Source organism: Sporosarcina sp. P2, from assembly GCF_002743255.1.
Classification (GTDB): Bacteria; Bacillota; Bacilli; order Bacillales_A; family Planococcaceae; genus Sporosarcina.
The window spans coordinates 216,919-236,395 of the sequence record NZ_PDYY01000004.1 but is presented as its reverse complement, the minus strand read 5'-3'; the positions used below and the strand labels follow the sequence as shown (position 1 = coordinate 236,395).

At 41.6% G+C, this 19,477-nt stretch carries 23 protein-coding genes and 1 riboswitch; of the genes, 4 read left to right on the top strand and 19 right to left on the bottom strand.

The features are described 5' to 3' along the window. Positions 1-142: 142 nt before the first annotated feature. Complete coding sequence (locus CSV67_RS06620) at positions 143-508, bottom strand: HesB/IscA family protein (protein ID WP_099630806.1); 366 nt, start codon at positions 506-508, stop codon at positions 143-145. 119 nt (positions 509-627) lie between these two features. Between CSV67_RS06620 and CSV67_RS06615 the strand changes: the two genes are divergently transcribed. Continuing rightward, a complete protein-coding gene (locus tag CSV67_RS06615; RefSeq protein WP_199173143.1) occupies positions 628-1,332 on the top strand; it encodes a DUF2225 domain-containing protein in 705 nt (234 codons plus the stop codon). Between the two features lie 61 nt (positions 1,333-1,393). Here the strand turns inward: CSV67_RS06615 and CSV67_RS06610 are convergent, their stop codons facing one another. After that, entirely contained in the window at positions 1,394-1,633 is a 240-nt protein-coding gene (locus CSV67_RS06610) for a NifU family protein (RefSeq protein WP_085131439.1), read from the bottom strand. Positions 1,634-1,716: 83 nt separating this feature from the next. Here CSV67_RS06610 and CSV67_RS06605 point away from each other — a divergent pair, with 83 nt between their 5' ends. Further along, positions 1,717-2,043 carry a YuzD family protein gene (locus CSV67_RS06605; RefSeq protein WP_099630804.1) on the top strand — a complete coding sequence of 109 codons (327 nt, stop codon included), beginning with the start codon at positions 1,717-1,719 and terminating at the stop codon, positions 2,041-2,043. A 150-nt stretch (positions 2,044-2,193) separates the two neighbouring features. Here CSV67_RS06605 and CSV67_RS06600 read toward each other — a convergent pair whose 3' ends face one another. Next, a complete protein-coding gene (locus tag CSV67_RS06600; protein ID WP_099630803.1) occupies positions 2,194-3,261 on the bottom strand; it encodes an NAD(P)/FAD-dependent oxidoreductase in 1,068 nt (355 codons plus the stop codon). A 138-nt stretch (positions 3,262-3,399) separates the two neighbouring features. Here CSV67_RS06600 and CSV67_RS06595 point away from each other — a divergent pair, with 138 nt between their 5' ends. Beyond that, entirely contained in the window at positions 3,400-3,636 is a 237-nt protein-coding gene (locus CSV67_RS06595; protein WP_085131442.1) for a YuzB family protein, read from the top strand. A 162-nt stretch (positions 3,637-3,798) separates the two neighbouring features. Here CSV67_RS06595 and CSV67_RS06590 read toward each other — a convergent pair whose 3' ends face one another. The 15 genes from CSV67_RS06590 to CSV67_RS06525 all read right to left on the bottom strand — a co-directional run bounded on the left by CSV67_RS06590 (position 3,799) and on the right by CSV67_RS06525 (position 17,366). Further along, positions 3,799-4,566 carry a TIGR01457 family HAD-type hydrolase gene (locus CSV67_RS06590; protein WP_233192570.1) on the bottom strand — a complete coding sequence of 256 codons (768 nt, stop codon included), beginning with the start codon at positions 4,564-4,566 and terminating at the stop codon, positions 3,799-3,801. Next, complete coding sequence (locus tag CSV67_RS06585; protein ID WP_099630802.1) at positions 4,563-5,009, bottom strand: DUF86 domain-containing protein; 447 nt, start codon at positions 5,007-5,009, stop codon at positions 4,563-4,565. The genes CSV67_RS06590 and CSV67_RS06585 overlap by 4 nt, the downstream gene beginning before the upstream one ends. A 100-nt stretch (positions 5,010-5,109) precedes the next feature. Next, the gene (locus CSV67_RS06580; protein WP_233191672.1) at positions 5,110-5,460 is read right to left on the bottom strand and encodes a YutD family protein; all 351 of its coding nucleotides are present in this window, start codon (positions 5,458-5,460) and stop codon (positions 5,110-5,112) included. A gap of 18 nt (positions 5,461-5,478) precedes the next feature. Next, positions 5,479-6,444, bottom strand: a complete 966-nt coding sequence (gene lipA, locus CSV67_RS06575; RefSeq protein ID WP_099630801.1) for a lipoyl synthase — start codon at positions 6,442-6,444, stop codon at positions 5,479-5,481. A 279-nt stretch (positions 6,445-6,723) separates the two neighbouring features. Continuing rightward, positions 6,724-6,858, bottom strand: a complete 135-nt coding sequence (locus CSV67_RS16535) for a methionine/alanine import family NSS transporter small subunit (protein ID WP_232319208.1) — start codon at positions 6,856-6,858, stop codon at positions 6,724-6,726. Then, on the bottom strand, positions 6,859-8,379 hold the full coding sequence (locus CSV67_RS06570; protein WP_099630800.1) for a sodium-dependent transporter: 1,521 nt from the start codon (positions 8,377-8,379) through the stop codon (positions 6,859-6,861). Between the two features lie 160 nt (positions 8,380-8,539). Beyond that, the gene (locus CSV67_RS06565; RefSeq protein ID WP_099630799.1) at positions 8,540-10,108 is read right to left on the bottom strand and encodes a Na+/H+ antiporter NhaC family protein; all 1,569 of its coding nucleotides are present in this window, start codon (positions 10,106-10,108) and stop codon (positions 8,540-8,542) included. A 192-nt stretch (positions 10,109-10,300) separates the two neighbouring features. Next, positions 10,301-10,476, bottom strand: a riboswitch (Lysine riboswitch). A gap of 55 nt (positions 10,477-10,531) precedes the next feature. Continuing rightward, positions 10,532-11,299, bottom strand: a complete 768-nt coding sequence (yunB, locus tag CSV67_RS06560) for a sporulation protein YunB (RefSeq protein WP_099630798.1) — start codon at positions 11,297-11,299, stop codon at positions 10,532-10,534. Between the two features lie 47 nt (positions 11,300-11,346). Continuing rightward, positions 11,347-12,726: a bifunctional metallophosphatase/5'-nucleotidase gene (locus CSV67_RS06555; RefSeq protein WP_233192573.1), complete on the bottom strand. Its 1,380-nt coding sequence runs from the start codon at positions 12,724-12,726 to the stop codon at positions 11,347-11,349. A gap of 5 nt (positions 12,727-12,731) precedes the next feature. Beyond that, complete coding sequence (locus tag CSV67_RS06550; protein WP_099630796.1) at positions 12,732-13,556, bottom strand: sulfite exporter TauE/SafE family protein; 825 nt, start codon at positions 13,554-13,556, stop codon at positions 12,732-12,734. Further along, the gene (locus tag CSV67_RS06545) at positions 13,556-14,416 is read right to left on the bottom strand and encodes a DUF72 domain-containing protein (protein WP_099630795.1); all 861 of its coding nucleotides are present in this window, start codon (positions 14,414-14,416) and stop codon (positions 13,556-13,558) included. The genes CSV67_RS06550 and CSV67_RS06545 overlap by 1 nt, the downstream gene beginning before the upstream one ends. Positions 14,417-14,589: 173 nt before the next feature. After that, complete coding sequence (locus CSV67_RS06540; RefSeq protein ID WP_099630794.1) at positions 14,590-14,943, bottom strand: rhodanese-like domain-containing protein; 354 nt, start codon at positions 14,941-14,943, stop codon at positions 14,590-14,592. A gap of 164 nt (positions 14,944-15,107) precedes the next feature. After that, positions 15,108-15,344, bottom strand: coding sequence for a glutaredoxin family protein (locus CSV67_RS06535; RefSeq protein ID WP_099630793.1), 237 nt, complete (start codon positions 15,342-15,344; stop codon positions 15,108-15,110). Positions 15,345-15,745: 401 nt separating this feature from the next. Next, positions 15,746-16,723: an NAD(P)H-dependent flavin oxidoreductase gene (locus CSV67_RS06530; protein WP_099630792.1), complete on the bottom strand. Its 978-nt coding sequence runs from the start codon at positions 16,721-16,723 to the stop codon at positions 15,746-15,748. 178 nt (positions 16,724-16,901) lie between these two features. Further along, positions 16,902-17,366: a MarR family winged helix-turn-helix transcriptional regulator gene (locus CSV67_RS06525; protein ID WP_099630791.1), complete on the bottom strand. Its 465-nt coding sequence runs from the start codon at positions 17,364-17,366 to the stop codon at positions 16,902-16,904. Between the two features lie 183 nt (positions 17,367-17,549). Here CSV67_RS06525 and CSV67_RS06520 point away from each other — a divergent pair, with 183 nt between their 5' ends. Further along, positions 17,550-17,966, top strand: a complete 417-nt coding sequence (locus CSV67_RS06520; RefSeq protein ID WP_199171363.1) for a PaaI family thioesterase — start codon at positions 17,550-17,552, stop codon at positions 17,964-17,966. A gap of 102 nt (positions 17,967-18,068) precedes the next feature. Here the strand turns inward: CSV67_RS06520 and sufB are convergent, their stop codons facing one another. After that, positions 18,069-19,466 carry a Fe-S cluster assembly protein SufB gene (gene sufB, locus CSV67_RS06515; RefSeq protein ID WP_099630790.1) on the bottom strand — a complete coding sequence of 466 codons (1,398 nt, stop codon included), beginning with the start codon at positions 19,464-19,466 and terminating at the stop codon, positions 18,069-18,071. Between the last annotated feature and the right edge of the window lie 11 nt (positions 19,467-19,477).

Sequence of the window (19,477 nt, the reverse complement as noted above, 5' to 3'; positions counted from 1 at the left end):
AGAATCTTACTTTCATTTCCTATAGTAGACCTTTTGCGAACGTATTTCAACAGAATTATAATTGTGCAAATAATCAATTTAGACTAGTAATGTAGCGTCCTTATAATTCCCTCACATTCCGCTCGGCTAATCTCTTCTTCATTTACTCGCAATCTGCCGGAGCGCCAGCTTTGTTAGCTGTTCTAAATGAAGTACCGCAACCACAATTTGCAATGGCATTCGGATTGTCGATGGTGAAGCCGCCACCCATTAAAGATTCTTTATAATCCACTTTTGTCCCTACAAGAATCGCTGCATCCTCTTCTTTAATAACTACAGGAATTCCATGTGCAGTATACGAAATATCATCCTCTTCTTTTTCCTGGGCAAAACCAAGACCGTATGTCAACCCGCTACAACCTCCGCCATTAACGGAAACGCGCAAGAAAGATCCTTCTTCTTCATTATGTGTCATCATTTTTTTTACGTGAAATGCCGCTGCTTCTGTTATCTCTACTGTGTTCGTCATGAATACCACTCACTTTCCACGTTTTCTTTTTATCATATCAATCTTTTTCATCACAATGCAAACAAATAGCCCCCCACTAGGTCTATTATAATGTATAATAAGACTTAGGACAGAAAGGGATGATACTAGTGGAAATTAGCCCGTTTTACGAGAAAAAAATGCAGTGCTTACTGTGTAAAGAGCATTTCCCTACTACTAAAGTTCGTTCTCGCCAAGTACGAGTAGTTGATCATGATAGCGATTTTAGACCTATTTACTTGGACGAGGAAGTTAATCCTATTTTTTATAATGTTGCCGTATGTCCGAATTGCGGTTTTGCATTTACTGATGATTTCGCTCCCTACTTTGCGCCCGGCACAAAAGAAATGATCGCTAAAAACATAACAGCTAAATGGCATAGCCGCTCATTTGGTGGCGTACGGACGAAAGAGCAAGCAATTGAAGCCTATAAATTAGCGTATTTGAATGCCAATTTTAAAAAAGAAAAGTATTTAACGATAGCAGGAATCATGTTACGTATCGCTTGGATTTATCGTAATGAGGAAAACCGTCAGAAAGAAATGCGTTATCTTGAAATATCTCGTGACCTCTACATAAAGGCATTTTCTGAAGGTGATTATATCGGAACACAAATGTCTGAAACCCGTGTGCAATATATCATTGCGGAATTATCTTGGCGCATTCATGATCGCGCAGAAGCCATACGAAACTTCTCACGTGTAATTGAAGCGCAAAACAGATCAACCGAACCTACAATCATCAAAATGGCCAAAGATCGATGGCAAGAAATCCGTGATGAGGAAACCGCTCATAAAACCAGTTGAATAAGGAAAACCGTGCAAAGAAGGTTATACTTCATTTGCACGGCTTTTTTATTTAATGAAATTAAAATACTTGTTCTACTTCTACTACACCTGGTACTTCTTCAAGTAATGCACGTTCAATACCAGCTTTTAATGTAATCGTTGAACTAGGGCAAGTTCCGCATGCTCCTAATAGGCGCAGCTTTACTATTCCTTCGTCAATATCCACTAGTTCGCAGTCCCCTCCGTCTCGCAAGAGGAATGGGCGCAATTTATCTAGCACTTCTTTTACCGGCTCATATAATTTAATATCTGTTGTCATTGTAAACACACTCTCCTTTCCTTATACTTATTATAAACTGCCCAGCAGAAAAAATCCAATAATGAATCGGAGGTTTGATTAATATGTCGCAATCCCCTGTAATAATTGAAGTATATGGAGCAGAAGTCATCTGTGCCAGTTGTGTAAATGCACCTTCTTCCAAAGACACGTATGAATGGCTTCAAGCAGCAATATCGAGAAAGTACCCTGAACAACCGTTTTCTATTACGTATATTGATATCGATCAAGAATTAACCGAATCACGACAGCGAGAAATCGTCGAAAAAATTCGTGATGATGAGTATTTTTATCCACTCGTCATGATTAATGATGAAATGATCGGAGAAGGCCATATTCAACTAAAGCCTGTTTTTAACGCATTAGAAGCACAAGGTTTTCAAGCCGAATAAATTGAGAAATTGATGGATTAATTGAGAACAATATATTCATTGAAGCGGTCGTTCTATGTGGAACTGACCGCTTCTTTGTATGCAATGAACGATAGGCAATATCATAACTAAAAAAGCCACTTCATGGAAGTGACTTGCAGATTGTTGACATTACCCGTTATGCCATTTGTACATCCATAGCAAGCCAGATTTCATTAAACGGGCGATTCTTCCTGTAACGGTACGATCCGCTAAGTACGCAAATCCTTGCTTCTTCCCTAACGAACCCATGAAACCTTTTAGTTTCAGCTCCGGCATTTCAAGCATTAGCGGCTCACCTTTCCAAGTGGAGCGTAATACTTGAACGATTTGCTCGCCTTGAACTTCTGCCAACTGAGCGCTTGGTGCATGTGGAAGCGCAGCGATGTCCCCGACAACGTAAATGTTTCGGTAACTTGGAACTTGGTGGTATTGATTGAGTACGATGCGGCCTGAACGGTCTTTCTGAATGACTAAATCGTCCACAACCTTGCCTGGCTTAATACCAGCTGTCCAAACGACTGCATCTACATCGATTGTATCTTCATGATTATAGAGAGTATGTTCGCCTACCTTGGTAATGTTCGAATTCGCTACGACTTCTACATTGTTTTGATCAAACCAACCTTTTACGAAGTTACTCAATCGTTCAGGGAAGTCACGTAAAATACGCGGGCTTCGATCGAATAATTTAATCTTCAAATCCGGACGACTCTCACGCAACTCACTCGCTAATTCGATACCGCTAAGTCCCGCACCTACGATTCCCACTGTTGCGCCATCGCCTAGTCCAAGTAACGTCTGATACGTCCGGCGGGATTTCCCAATCGTTTGGATACTCAGCGTATGTTCAGCTGCTCCAGGTACGTTGTGGTAATTATCTTCACTACCTAGTCCGATGACCAATTCGTCGTATGCAAGTGCTTGTCCGTCTGCCAACAACACTTCTTTTTCTTCTGGCTTGATTTCTTGAATCTCGCCTTCTACCACTTTCAATTGGTCATGAACAGGGATCGCGACGCGCACATCGGCATCCGACACAGTTCCCGCTGCCAATGCATAAAATTCTGTTTTCAAACTATGAAATAAGGTTCTGTCGACAAGTGTAATTTCAATATCGCTTGGCAATTCTTTATTTAGTAAACGCAATAAAATTCTCATGTTACCATAGCCGGCACCTAGTAAAAGTAATTTTCTCATAATGTCCTCCTTCTATGTCCATTTTCTCGTGCATCTCATTTGCTAGTATAACAGTATGTGACAACTTTCACAATATGTCATGTTCATTGACGCTTTTGTAAAAAAAGAGTACCATTTCTAGTAGGCGAGGTGAGAAAGATGAATCCCATCGTGGAGTTTTGTATGAGTAATTTGGCTAACGGTGCCTACCCTGTATTCGAAACGTTGGAACGAGACCCAAACATTGACGTACTCGAATACGGCTGTTTGAGCTATTGTACGAAATGTAGCGACACATTGTACGCGATTGTTAATGGTGAACTTGTCGAAGCGGATACAGCGGATGAATTGACGAAGCAAATTTATCAGTTCATTGAAGAAAATCCACTTTTTTAATAAAATACCGTCAACAGGATGTCTTCTAGCGATTACGCTTCTAGAGACATCCTTTTTTGCTATAGTCCACTATCATTGCCCACTATTCCCTAATAGCTACCCTGTAAACAAAAAAGCTATCGCAAGAAGCCGGTGTGTAACGACTTCTTCGATAGCTTCTTATTACTTCAGCCATTCCGCAAGCGAATTCAGCATATAAGTAGGTTGTTGCGCTTTCTTTAGCACATCTTCTCTACGCGTGACTCCTGTCGCGACATACGCCGTATCTATACCATAGCGAATACCCGCCATGATATCCGTATCGTAATTATCGCCGATCAAGATCATGTCTTCCTTCTCGTACATTCCTTGCTGCCGAATGAACTCCAGCATATGCGGCTCTGGTTTTCCAACAATGAGTGGCTTTGTATCAGTCGCCGCCTCCATCAACTTAAGGAAAGAACCGTTAGCTGGTACTAGTCCTTTTTCAGTCGGGAATTTAATATCTTGATTGGTGCCTAAGAAATGAGCACCGTTACGTATCGCCAGACAAGCATTCGCGAGTTTGTCGTATGTAACCTGACGATCGAGTCCCATTACCACCACATCTGGATTCGTTATGGTAATCGTAATATTTTCGAGTTCCAATGCCTCACGCAATCCTTCTTCACCAATCATCATGACGTTTGCACCGTCATAATGCTGTTTGCAATAACGAGCCAGTGTGGTGGCTGAATTCATGATGAAATCAGTTTCTGTACTCACACCAAAACTTGCTAGTTTCTTCTGTTGCGCAGTACGTGTCAAGGCAGCGTTATTCGTAATGAAATACGTTCCCCTACCCTCAGCTTGGCACGCCGCAACGAAATCTACCGCTTCTTGGATAGGTTCACTACCACGATACATCGTGCCATCCAAATCAAAACAATACGCTTTATATTGTCTCATCATTCTGTCGGAAGAAACGCCGAGACTGGACCTAATTCATTCGTTAAGTAGTCTCGAACTTGTCCTGGGAATTGTTGTAGTTCGTTAAGCGTCTCGCGAATGGATTGTACTACTCTATCCGCATCGACTTCCACGAATTGGCGGACAATCATTGGGCGTAATGAAATGAATGCCTTTAATGGAGTGGCTTGCTCGGATAGGATCACTTTTTCATCTTCAAGAATATCGATTATATCGTCGTAACTTCCAGGATCACGCATGATGAATCCGTCGATCATAGAATTACCTACGTCAATGATTCCTTCAATCAAACCGTGTGTAATTCGCTCTAAAGCCAGCTTATTTACATCGCTTTGTAGCCAGTTCGTTTCCTTTTTGAAAATATCGATCAACTGCTCCATATACACTAATGTTTTATTGATTTGGTTTTGATCTACAAAATACATACTGTTCATCCTCCTCATATACCTTATACTTCTATCTTACCATATTTATTGCGAAACGAATGAAGGCTCCGAGCTAATTTGCCCGAAGCTTTCATTTTTATTAGTCTATTTTTGAAGTAGATGGCGTTTCAGAATGTACTTCGTCCACCGCTTCCACTTCCGTTAGTTCCGCTTTTACTTTTCCAATCTTTTTCAAGATAAAATAAGCACAACCGAAATTACAGTATTCATAAATATAATCTTGGACAGTACTAATTTTCGTTTCATATGTGGATTTGGAATTACGGTCATCAAAAAAGCCTTTTAATCGTAATTGACCATATCCCCAGTCACCCAAGATAAAGTCATACTTTAACAGTACTTCGCTAAAGCGTTCGTTCAAGGCTTCTTCATCGAACCCATCGCGAAACTCTTCTGCAATTTCATATTGCATATTCTCTACAATAACCATTCTCTGCTTCACTTCCATTTAACTGCTCGCTTGTCCTTCAAGTTTCAGCAGTTCGTCACCTTGGCGCTGTTTTTCTCTGGCCGAAGCATTAACTTGCTCGTCTGCGTGGTAACTTGAACGTACAAGCGGCCCCGCCTCACAATGAGAGAATCCTTTAGTCATTGCGATTTTCCGCAACTCACCAAACTCGTCAGGCGAATAGTATTTTACGACTTTAGCGTGTTTTTTTGTTGGTTGCAAGTATTGACCAATTGTCATGATATCTACGTTGTGTTCACGCAGATCATCCATTGTCTCAATAATTTCTTCCATTGTTTCTCCGAGTCCTACCATTAGTGAAGACTTTGTCGGGATCTCGGGATACATGTTTTTGGCACGTTGAAGTAATTCAAGTGAACGATCATATGTTGCACGCGCACGAATTCTCGGTGTTAAACGGCGTACTGTTTCAATATTATGATTGAGGATATCTGGTTTTGCATCCATCAAACGTTGCAGGTTCTCTATATCTCCACCCATATCCGATGGCAATACTTCAATAGACGTAAATGGATTCTTCCTGCGTATCGCACGAATGGTTTCCGCGAAAATCGCAGAGCCTCCATCTTTTAAATCATCGCGTGCTACGGCAGTGACGACGGCATGTTTCAAATTCATCAATTCAACTGATTCCGCTACGCGTTCCGGTTCAGCGGTGTCAAGTTCATTAGGTAAACCTGTTTTAACTGCACAGAAACGACATGCCCGTGTACACACAGCCCCTAAGATCATAAAGGTAGCTGTACGTCGCTCTCCCCAACACTCATGAATGTTCGGACAACGCGCTTCTTCACATACGGTATTCAAGTTTTTTTCGCGCATTAATTTCTTTAAACCTGTATAGTTCTCATTGGTGTTCAGCTTAATTTTCAGCCAATCCGGCTTTCTAACATGCTCAGATTTTCTTCCTGTTTCAGGTTTGCATGACAACGCTACCGACTCCATTCTGTTGATAGATTCTTCTCATGTCAATGTAACATAAATTCAGATAACCTTCAATTATAGTTGACACACATTGCAAGCAATAAGGTAAGCGAGTAGAAATTTGGAATAGGGTGGCTGATTTTGGATTTTCGTTGTAGTAGTGGATGATTTCTAATACGCATGGCTTTGACCCCTTCCATTGCTTAAGTATCCTCCTGCAGCGTCGATCAATGGTGCACTCACCAACTTACAAAAAAAACACCTGCAACCAAATTTCCGGTTACAGGTGTCCATCGTTTACTATTCGATTTTGAATTTCTTTCGAAACTTACTGAGGATCGTAGCGTAAAAGATGCTAATAAATAGACCGCCCCAGATGATTGTCACACCGAGTAGCATCATGAGAATTGCAGAGCCGCTCATTCCTGTATCCATTTATAGCCCCCCTTTTTCTTCTTCATAATCTGTTGTAATTCGTGTGTTGTCTTTCCATTTTAATGATGTGAAAACGATCGACAGAACAAACGCGCCAATTGCCACTGGCCAACCAATCGTCCATAAGAACGATGTAGGATATCCTTCATAGTTTTCTGCGATGTTATCTTTGATGAGGAAGAATAACATAGTTCCTAATACTAATGGTGTTATGAATGTTAATGATACTTTCCACCACCAACCAAGACGAATATCTGATACTGCGTTAGCATGTTGTTCGAACAATCCAAGCTTTCTGAACACCCAAGCCAGTAAGACTACTTCAATTAGACCGATGACTGCGATACCAAATTGGTTGATAAAGTAATCCGCTACGTCTAAGAAGTATAAACCACCGTTCGTTGCATACAGCAGGGAGATGACGGCTGATAATCCGACACCGATCGTCACCGAACGACTTCTTGAAATGTTGAATTTATCTGCCATACCTGCGATGTACGTTTCACAAATCGAGATGAGTGATGTGATACCAGCAAGTGTCAGCGACAGGAAGAAGAATGCACCGAACAGGCCATTTAATCCAGGCATTTGATTAATGATTTCAGGGAATACGACGAACGCAAGCCCTACACCTGCCGTGGCTACGTCTGCTACGTCTACACCTTGATTCGTTGCCATGAATCCTAGTACCGCGAATACTCCGATACCTGCCAGTAACTCGACAGAAGAGTTTGCAAAACCTGTAATAAAGGCGTTATTTGTAATATCGGATTTCTTTGGTAAATAACTAGAATACGTGATCATAATGGCAAATGCGATCGATAAACTGAAGAAGATATGTCCATACGCTGCAACCCATACACGAGGGTTCAGTAACTTATCGACATCCGGTTTAAAGAACGCATCCAGCCCAACCATAGCCCCGTCAAGTGTGATGGCGCGGATGACGACAAATAAGAAGAGTAAGAAAAGAACAGGAATAAATATCCGATTCGCTAATTCAATCCCTTTCTTAACACCACCGATTAGGATGATGTAACAAATCACCCAGACAAGTAGTAAGGGTAATACTACACCTCCAACGAGTCCTCCGACTTCTCCTGGTTTATCCGCTAGGCTCAGAACATCTCCGAAGAAGAATGCTTCTGGATCTTTCCCCCACGATAAACTAAATGAGTAGACGGTATATTTCATAGCCCATGCAATGATTACGGCATAATAGGTAGAAATAACGAAGGATACAAAGATCCCCCACCAGCCTAGAAACTCGGCTTTTTTTCCATTCAATCGGAAGAATGAAAGAGGGGCTGATCCACGATATTTATGTCCAATCGTGAATTCCATGATCAGGATCGGAATACCTGCTGTTAATAGTGCAAATAAGTACGGGATAAAAAATGCGCCGCCGCCATTTTCATAGGCAACATAAGGAAAGCGCCAAATGTTTCCGAGTCCTACAGCCGAACCCACTGCAGCCAGTATAAAACCAGCTCTCGTTCCCCACTGTGAACGATTTTCCATACAACTTCACCTCTTTTTTGTTATTTTACAAAACTTTTACCATTTGATTTATTCTGACAACTATAGTTCTGTATATTTAGTATAAACAGCCTAATTAAAGATGTCAAAACAAATTTAGACTAAGAATGAAGTAATTATCACTCTTAGTCTAAACGGTAAACTATGCTATTTGTTCTGGGTGTTTCTTACCTTTGGCGCTTAAATACGCGAATAAAACTATTAGAGTAATAATAACAGCCGCTAAACCGATCCACACAGAACCCGTCAGCCCGAGCACAACATACCCAATTGCTGCTACAGCAGCTGCGACAAGCGCGTAAGGTAATTGGGTGGACACGTGATCCATATGGTTACAACCTGCTCCAGTAGAGGAAAGAATAGTCGTATCAGAAATCGGTGAACAGTGATCTCCAAATACTGCGCCTGCAAGTACTGCCGCCAATGCCGGTAATAATAATTCAGGTGCTGCATTAACCATAATAGTACCCGCAATTGGCATTAAGATACCGAAAGAACCCCATGAGGTACCTGTCGAGAATGCCATTAATCCCGCTAATATGAAGATCAATACCGGAAGGAACGTGACAGGAATATTTAATTGCTCAACCATGGTAGAAAGGAATAGACCTGTATCTAAGGAAGCGATTAGCTCAGTCAATCCCCAAGCGAAAATTAAGATGAGAATGGCAGGCATCATCGCTTTCACTCCGCTAATCAATGCACGCCACATCCATGATACACTTGCTGTTTCGTTCTTTTTCATTTGCAGAATATATAACAACATAGCTAGCAAAGTAGCCGTAACACCACCAATTACCAAAGAGAACGGTACATCAGTGTTTTCAAATATTGCCCAGATATCGAAAACGCCCGCTTCTTTATAGCCAGTAACAATCATCATGCCGAGCGTTACCACAATCAACGTCACGATCGGGGCAACCAAATCGCGAACTTTGCCGTGCGTATGCTCAGGGAATTCTTCCTTTAGCTGACCTGGAATTTCTTTATCTTGATCATAAAGTTCGCCTTCATTCATGGCACGGTCTTCATGTTTCTTCATTTCAAAGAAGTCGTTATTCGTCCAAGCAAAGAAGAAGACCATGGACAATGTCGCAATGACATAGAAGTTCATCGGCGCCATCAAAATAAATGCCGTTAATGGCGAATAGCTCACCGCTGCTGTCGTACCTAAAATAAGTGCAAGTTGTCCAATCAAGAATGCGCCCCAACTCGAGATGGGTGACACGACACAAATAGGTGCTGACGTTGAGTCAATGAAGTATGCTAATTTTGCACGAGAGATTTTGTGCTGATCTGTAATGGGTCTTGCAATCTGTCCAACTGCCAAGGCATTGAAGTAGTCGTCTACAAAAATTGCAATCCCTAGCCCCATCGTCAACAGCTTCGCGCCACGTTTTGTACGGATGCGTTTGACTGCCCAGCGTGCAAATGCGGCGCTCCCTCCGGATAAACTGACGAATGCCGTAACGATACCTAGTAATAATAGAAATAACATAATAAAAATATTGTATGTATTGAGCCCGCCATCCCAAAATGAAACTGTCATAGCCCTCCATACACCTTTTAATGTCTCAAACGGTGCGAAGTTCGCTAATAGTAAAGCTGCCGTAACAATTCCCGCACCTAGTGATAATAATACTCTCCTTGTCACTAACACCATAACGATGGCGATAATAGGAGGCAAAATAGAGACCCATGTTCCGATCATTGTAATTCCTCCTCTTTCTAGTTGCTAGATAATATCGAAATGCAGAAGATCTTTCGAAGAGTGGATAGCAGATACGATCCTGTAATTCCTTAATTTACCGATAAAAAAAGCCAACCCCACAGGCAATAGCATACGTGTAGGAGTCGGCCAGTCAATTGATCAAGCAATACATTCATAAATCGCAGTACAATTGGCAACTGTAGCTCTCCATACATTTATCGCTGTATGACAGTGTCATTCCTCTTTGAAATGACCCCAACTTGAGAAGTTGACCCTTCTCAAACTTCGGCAATGTCTCCTTTCGCTCGCGGTCATAGATGTCACTCTCTCGCCAGGTACTTATAAACAATGCAGCCTCTACGTAAGTCTCGATATTCTTCTGTTCTTAGTGTAGCAATAATCGACTTTGTTCACAATAGCCTTTTACTCCGTCTTCTCTAGCGGAACTTCGATTTGTGCGGGCGTTTGCTCTCCTTTTGAATAAATTTGTGGTACCTTTCCTCTGATCAAGCCAATTGCAATCGGTATTTTCTGCTCCACTACACTTCTGCTAGTTGCTAGCGGAACGATAATCTGCACATTGACTTGCAACATCAGATACACTTCCACATAGGCATTATTAATACCAAATTCACGAATATCGGTTTCTACTGTTGCATGTACATCTCCAATGACGTGGAAGCGGATCGGAATTTTCGGCCCCAAGTTACCGAGCAACGGGATATTCGCTGCTTGCCCAATCGGAACGAAAAATACAATACCTTGTTCTTTTTCCATACGATCAGGATTGTACTCGAGATCTCCGAGTGGCGGTAGCATATCGAGATCTCCGCCTTCTGCGCGCTCCAGATGATTTTCAACAAGCTGATGAATTTCTGACATGACCTGGCTGATGATTTCAGCGTTAAACTTCGTTGTCACCGTATCTGTTGTATCATCGGGAACATTTTCTATAATTTCATTGACATCGTAGACGCTGGTGGATCGATTGTTTATCGCTTGACTGATCACGTAACTGGCTATTTTCTGCGTTTGCACTTCGGCATATTGTGTATAGATTGGCGTTAGCTGTTTATTGACCGTATAGAAAAATATCGCCACTCCCACCATGATGGTTGGGATGACAAAGCGCAGTACGGTTTTCCCGTAATTAAACTTCTTTGGTCGTTTTTGATTCGTATAAAACCGCATGAAAACGCCTCCTACTTCACATTATGCGAAATAGGAGGCGGACATAACTAACGCTCATTGAAATATTTCCTTCCATACCAACCAAGGATATCGCGAAGCATTTCCGGCATGATATATTCTTTCTTCGCTTCTTTTAATACTGGATAGAAAAAGCCAAACGTGAACATATCAAGTGTTGCCAACGTGTACATTTTACCAGGTTCTACCAAACGGTTGCCTGCAAATAATTGTCCGTCCGTGTTACGGTATAAGTGTTCATGTATCATACTACCCATCAGCGTCCCACGAAATCCTAAACCTTTTATCGGAAGTTCCGTCCACTTCGGATCAAGTGATTGCTCATAGACTGTCAGCAAATCCATGCCATCTAAATGAATAAGGCAAGGATTGATAGGGTGTGGCAATAATGAGTGCAAATCCCCTTTTGTCACCCAGCCTTTATCTAAACTACCAAGGAAAATACCCGCGTTGAAAAGCGCACAGTCGGCATCAAGATACGTAAGTAACGCGCGACCAAACAGCGAGGATAATGGACTGTCTCCTGTAAGACGCTGTGATAATGGAGATGGATTATAAAACACGGGTACTTCTAGTGTCTCTTCCCCTTTAGCAAATAAGCTATTCACCTGTTCCATATCCTCTTCTGACATTTCCATCATCTGTGTTGGAAAAACCTCCGCTTTCATATGAACGACTTGACCTGTCATACGGTCTATATTGATCTGGACGTGACCGACATACTGACCGAATTTTTCTGCTGCCGCAAGTAGCGTGTCGTCAATCCATTCACCATTTTGTAATAAATGGTGCGTGTGTGCTCCTAAAATCACATCGATCTCGGGGCATTGCGCAGCTAAAATACGATCTTCATTGATTCCTAAATGCGAGAGACACACGATGACATCGCATTTAGGACGCAAGCCGCGGGCCATTTCCTGCAACGCCGCGTGCGGTTCGCTTACGCTCCAGCCTAGTTGTTCATAAAAATCATAGTATGGCGCTGTGGCACCGATGACACCGACACGCACACCTTCAGAGGTCTCGAGTATTGTGGACGTCTTCGCCCAGTACGGTAGCTTACCATCCCGTTCAGTCAAGTTGCAAAGTACTACATCAAAGTGCGCATCTTCATATAATCTATTTAAGGCTTCCTTTGACATGGTGATTCCTTCATTATTGCCTATCGTTACTGCGTCGTATCCTGCTTTGTTTAATAATTCAATATTTCCTTTCCCTTCTGTTCCTTCGGTAAACGGATGAGACCGATCAATATGGTCTCCAATATCAAATAGAAAACAATGCTCCCCATTCTTTTCAGCTTGTTGCTTCCGCTTAGTAAGAAAGTGATGAATTTGCGGCCAATTCTCGAAATGACTATGGACGTCATTTGTGTGGTAAATATGGATCGTTGCTACCGTCTCCTTCATATGTGTCAACCCCAAATCCCCTCATAGATGGAACGAAGTCCAAAGACGAGTAAAATGATGCGTATGACTAAAACCAATGTATCTGATTTCATTTTGCTGTTTAAATAGGCGCCGAGCATGCCACCAAAATAAGCGCCCGGCACGACAGGTATCGTATACAGCCATGGCACATGACCGAGTGAAATATGAGATACCGAGTTAACGATTGCTGATAAAAACACCATAAGCATAGATGTCGCAACAGCGACGTGTGGCGGGAACAAGAATAGTAAAATCATTGCCGGCACAATCATCGTACCGCCACCTATTCCGAATAAGCCCGACGTAAATCCAATGAACAATGCCAACAAGATGGCAAACCAAATGGGGTAGCCATAGATATGTGTTTTACCTTGAGGATCAGTAAACTTAATCTTTTTTCCATTGTCTACAAACCATCTAATCGGTTTCAAATATTTTCTCGTTACTAACAGTGTAGATAAAATGATGAGCAATATGCCAAAATATAAATTAAATGAGGACAAACTTACGGTTTTATTGACTAGCGCTCCGAGAATGATACCCGGTATACTCGCGGCGAAAAATAACCATGCACTGCGATAATCAATCGTCTTTACTTTCATATAAGACAGTGTCGATCCAAGTCCATTCGCAATCATCATGATGACCGATAAGCCCACTACACTTTGCGGTGTAATATCAGGAATCATTCCTAAATTTAATCCGACAAACAATGTGACAGGAACCAAGATGGTTCCTCCACCGAGGCCCGCAATCGAACCGATAATACCCGATGCTAAACCTATTAAGGCAAGTACTACAAATTCCATCAGTGATCCCCCTCAAATAAATCCAGTTGCTTGGTGAGAGGCTGACCGTATTCTATGTTAAGTAATCGTGCAAATTGTTTGGCGTTCTTCGCTGCATGCTGGCCGGAGTTATTATTAAAGATGACAAATACGTCTTCAGTCTGCTTCTGAAGATGTTTCACTATGTCACGCATACTCTCTAACTCTTTTTCATTATAATCATAAAGATAGCGGACTTTACGCCATGCTTTACTATCTCCCGTAGTATTTACCCACCCTTTATCATTGCGACCGTGAAGACGTAACAAAACTTTCGGATCCGTTGCAACTGGGACTAGCGGCACACTTCCGTCCCCTACTTGCGGCTCATCACAAACGACATGGATGATGTTCAAGTCTTTCAGAAAGTCGAGTGTTTTCTCTCGATAAGCTGGAGAATACCACGTTTGATTGCGAAACTCTACAGCAATCGGCAACGGCTGTAATTGTTCATGCACATAGCGAATGCGATCCACATTTTCCTTCTTACAATCGAACCAAGGTGGAAACTGTACCAGTACCATCGCAAGCTTCCCCGCTTCAACAAATGACGTCAGGGACAGCTTAAACAGCGAGAACATCTCCTCTTCAGATTCATATGGTAACTTTCCGCGCTGATGACCTGTAATACCCTGATACGCCTTCACGACAAATTGAAAATTAGCGGGCGTTTCCTCTGTCCATTTATCCATAACTTTCTTCGATTGTATAGCATAAAACGTCGAATCCAGCTCAACGATTGGAAAGTGTTTACTATAATCTAGTAGTTTTTTATTCGCGACTGTATTCTCATTGTATAGACTTGGATGGTCTCCCCACCCTGTCAGACCAACATGTATCATGGAAAGCCCCCCTCTTATGATCTTTAGCTTAGTGTATCATATCTCATGTATTTTCGGAAAAATCATACTTCCTGATTTGGTAGTATGATTTTCTATAATTCGCCTAGTCAACCGATTTTATTTTCACGCAAAAAAGCGTCCCGAGATAGGATCTCCGAGACACTTCTTTAGTATTAATCTTGCCACGCGCTCATTCCCCCGCGTACATTCGTTACATTCACGAATCCTGCTTTTTTCAGTTGGCTTGCTGCATTGGCACTACGCATGCCGCTTTGACAGATGACGATGACTTCTTGATCTTTCTTCAATGTTCCCATCTGTTTTGAAAGCAAATTCAAAGGAATATTTTTAAATTTCTTTATATGGCGTCCTGAATATTCAGCTGGTGTCCGCACATCGATACATTGGACGTTTTGATCGTTCACTCTATCTTTTAATTGTGCAGTCGAGATTGAACGCACACCTTTTACAGGCTTCATACGCCAAACTACGAAGCCGACGATTAGTGTTATGATGATCCATTCCATACTTAATGCCTCCTATTAGTGAGTCCATTCGATGATGACGAGAATGACTCCCATCAACGCAAATGCTATATGGCCAAGACAAAAGCGCGGAAATACTTTCTTTTCCATTTCTTCGGCCGATTGAATTATACAGTTTCGATTGAATAAAAACCGTTTACATGTATTCATGCGTCTAGTGCAGCGTGAATACTTGCTGGATCAAAGCCGATAATCCATTTTCCATTCAACTGTGTTTGTGGAACGCCCATCTGTCCGGTTAGTTCCATCAGACGCTCCCCTTCTGCAGGATTTGTAGAGACATTGATCGTCTCATAAGGCACATGGATTTCATCCAGATAATTCGTCATCATCGTACAATAAGGACAAGTAGATGATACATATACGGTTGCTTTTTCAGACATGTAAAAAACTCCTTTTCATTTGTATGTGTATCTATTATATACCCCATAAGGTATATAATCAATAAATTGATTTGTCTATATGATAGGATTTGTCTTTAGTGCAAAGCATGCTAGTATATAGAGGTAATAAGATAAATTAAATAAACGGTTGTCTTCTATTGAAACTAAACAGGATACAATTTACATGAACTATGTTTCTTTAACTGAAATACAAACCAAAACCCCTCTCCTTACTCGAACAACTCCAAACAGATGTAGAATTCACCTATCAAAAGACCGCAATGAATGATTTAAAAATCTACCGTATTGAAACAAACTCCACTCACCAACACTAAGCAGGCAAATAAAAAACAAGCGTGTCTGGATGGACATACTTGTTTTTATCATGATTCTTTTCTTTATTAGGTGCTCGCCGTGCTCACTTTATCTCCTACCAACTTATCCTTTGCCTCTTGGTACTGCTGTGCTAATTGTGCGACGTATTCTTTCGTAGGTTGAATTTTATCGATGATGCCAATTCCTTGACCACAGCCCCAAATATCTTTCCAAGCTTTTTGACCTGCATCTCCGCCGAAATTCATTTTACTTGGATCACTTTCTGGTAAGTTATCAGGATCTAAACCTGAAGCCCGGATGGACGTAGCTAAATAATTCCCGTGCACCCCTGTGAAATAATTACTGTACACGATATCATCGGAAGTGGCGTCTATGATGGCTTGTTTATACTCTTCAACGGCTCTCGCTTCTTCAGTAGCGATGAATGGCGATCCGATGTAGGCAAAGTCCGCCCCCATGGCTTCGGCTGCCAATACGCTTCTGCCGGTTGCGATAGATCCGCCAAGTGCCAGTGGTCCATCAAACCATTCCCGAATTTCTTGAACGAGCGCGAACGGGCTTTTCGGACCCGCGTGCCCTCCCGCTCCTGCAGCTACTGCAATTAAACCATCTGCACCTTTTTCAATTGCTTTCTTCGCGAACATATTATTGATCACATCATGCAATACAATACCGCCGTAACTGTGTGCAGCCTCATAGACATCTTCTTTGGCGCCTAGCGATGTAATAATGATCGGAACTTTATACTTTACACACAGCTCCATATCTTCTTGCAATCTTTCATTGGATCGGTGGACAATTTGGTTGATCGCAAATGGCGCGGCTGGTTTATTGGGATTTTTCGCATTATAGTCGGCTAATTCTTCTGTAATCTCGATCAACCACTCTTCGAATTGTGCAACGGGCCTTGCATTTAGAGAAGGCATAGAACCGATTACTCCTGCTTTACATTGCTCAATCACAGTCTTAGGATTACTAATAATGAACATCGGGGCTGCGATCACTGGAAGACTCATACTCTTTTTCCATTCTACTAAACTCATTAGAAACACTCTCCTTTTAGCGTAAGCGCTTTCAAAACGTATAAATGTACTCCTGTAACGAACATACACTAAGACGTTTCAAAAACTTTACATTTTCAATACATGTATATACATGTATTTTACTTGATTTTTTCAAGTTGTCAATTAATTTATGAATGGAGATTCATTTTTATGTTACTTAACTTTTGAATTCATCAATCGCTTTCTGTAATGCCTTCAACTTCTTCAGTAAGTCCATGTATTCTGCTTTGCCAATAGATCCTTCAATTTGTTCCTGTACTTGTGCCCAGATCGGTGTAGCCTCATTTAATTTGTCGTACCCTAATTCTGTGATCGTGACCACTTTGGTTCGCGAGTCCTGTTTTGCTCTCTTGATCTGTACATATCCGGAATCGTTTAGAATGTTCAAATTACGCGTGACAGTCGTTTGATCGAGCAACATCATCTCACCTAATTTACTAATCGAAATATCCGGCGATGTATAAATATTGCCGAGCATATAATATTGGGTGATTTTTAATCCAGTAGGTTTCAAGAGATGATTGTACAGTTGTGTAAGTGATCCGGATACCGTACGGAGATTCGCACTGGCACACACGTCAATAATATAATTCGCTTGCTCTTGATCCAATTTTTTTCTCATGATGTCCACTCTTTCCTAAAAATGATGATCGTACTGTTTTAGCCGCTTCGACAATTCATTCTATTGTACATGTACCGGGATAAATTTTAAAGCTGGATTTCCCGCCACACTTAGTAGTATGCTTCTATTACATGTATATACATGTAATAGAAGCATATCAGTGAAATGGAGGTAGAGAAAAGGATGAAAGAACTTAATTTATTGGATAGTATTGATCTGGAACAGACATTGATAGGTGCTTTAGGAATTACCTTTACACAACTCGATCCTGACAAAGTCGTCTGTGAAATGCCAGTTGGACCGAAAACTGTTCAACCTATGGGGTTGTTACATGGAGGCGCTTCAGTAGCACTCGCTGAAACTGCGGCTAGCATTGCAGCCGCTTTAAACCTAAATCCCGAGACGCATTATCCAGTAGGACTAGAAATCAATGCGAATCATATACGGGGTAAAAAAGATGGTGTGGTCACTGCTACTGCCGTTCCATTCCATAAAGGGCGCACATCGATGGTCTGGGATATCCAAATCACGGATGAGATAGGTAAATTAATAAGTGTTTCGAGATGCACGATTGCGGTTGTGGAGAAAAAGGTTCGCTAAATAAACAAAACGTGCCGACCATCCGAATTGAATCGGCATGAAATCGGCACGTTGCTTTATTCAACTGTTAGGAATATCGCATAAACGCTGATATTTCAACGCTTACCCAATACTACCTTCCATCTCGAACTTGATCAAACGGTTCATCTCTACCGCATATTCCATCGGTAGTTCTTTTGTAAATGGCTCGATGAAGCCCATAACAATCATTTCTGTTGCTTCCAATTCAGGAATACCACGGCTCATCAAATAGAAGAGCTGCTCTTCGGAAACTTTTGAAACTTTTGCTTCGTGTTCCAATGAAATATTGTTATTCAAGATTTCATTGTATGGAATCGTATCTGAAGTAGATAGTTTATCCATGATCAACGTATCACACTCAATGTTGGCACGAGCTCCGTCCGCATTGCGTCCGAAGTGGACAACTCCGCGATACGTTACTTTTCCGCCGTGTTGAGAGATAGATTTCGAAACAATAGTAGAAGACGTGTTAGGTGCCAAGTGCATCATTTTCGCGCCGGCATCCTGGTGCTGTCCTTTACCTGCTAATGCGATAGATAGTGTCAAACCGCGTGAGCCTTCACCCTTTAGGATGACTGCTGGGTATTTCATCGTCAATTTAGAACCAATGTTGCCATCAATCCATTCCATTGTCGCATTCTCTTCACATACTGCACGCTTCGTTACCAAGTTGTAGACGTTGTTCGCCCAGTTTTGGATTGTTGTATAACGGCAATATGCATCTTTTTTGATGATGATTTCAACAACCGCACTGTGTAGTGAGTTTGTTGTGTAAACAGGTGCTGTACAACCTTCTACGTAGTGAACGCTTGCGCCTTCGTCTACGATGATCATCGTCCGCTCGAACTGACCCATATTTTCCGAGTTAATACGGAAATAAGCTTGTAGCGGTGTTTCTACTTTTACGCCAGGTGGTACATAGATAAATGATCCACCAGACCATACAGCAGAGTTTAACGCTGAGAATTTATTATCTGAGTTGGGTATAACCGTACCCCAATATTGTTTGAACAACTCTTCGTTTTCACGAAGTGCAGAATCCGTGTCTTTAAAGACAATTCCTAGATCTGTTAGTTCTTCTTTCATATTGTGGTAAACAACTTCAGATTCATACTGTGCAGAGACACCTGCCAAGTATTTTTGTTCTGCTTCAGGAATACCTAGTTTATCAAACGTACGCTTGATTTCTTCAGGTACTTCATCCCAAGAAGTTTCTGCACCTTCAGATGGTTTTACGTAGTACGTGATTTCATCAAACTTCAATGAATTCAAGTCTCCGCCCCATTGTGGCATTGGCTTATTGTAAAAAATCTCAAGAGATTTCAAACGGTAATCCAACATCCACTGTGGTTCTTCTTTCATTGCCGAAATTTCTTCCACTATCTCACGTGTCAATCCACGCTCTGAACGGAACACAGAAACGTCTTTGTCATGGAAACCGTATTTGTAATCGCCGATTTCCGGCATTTGTTTTGCCATTATTATTCCTC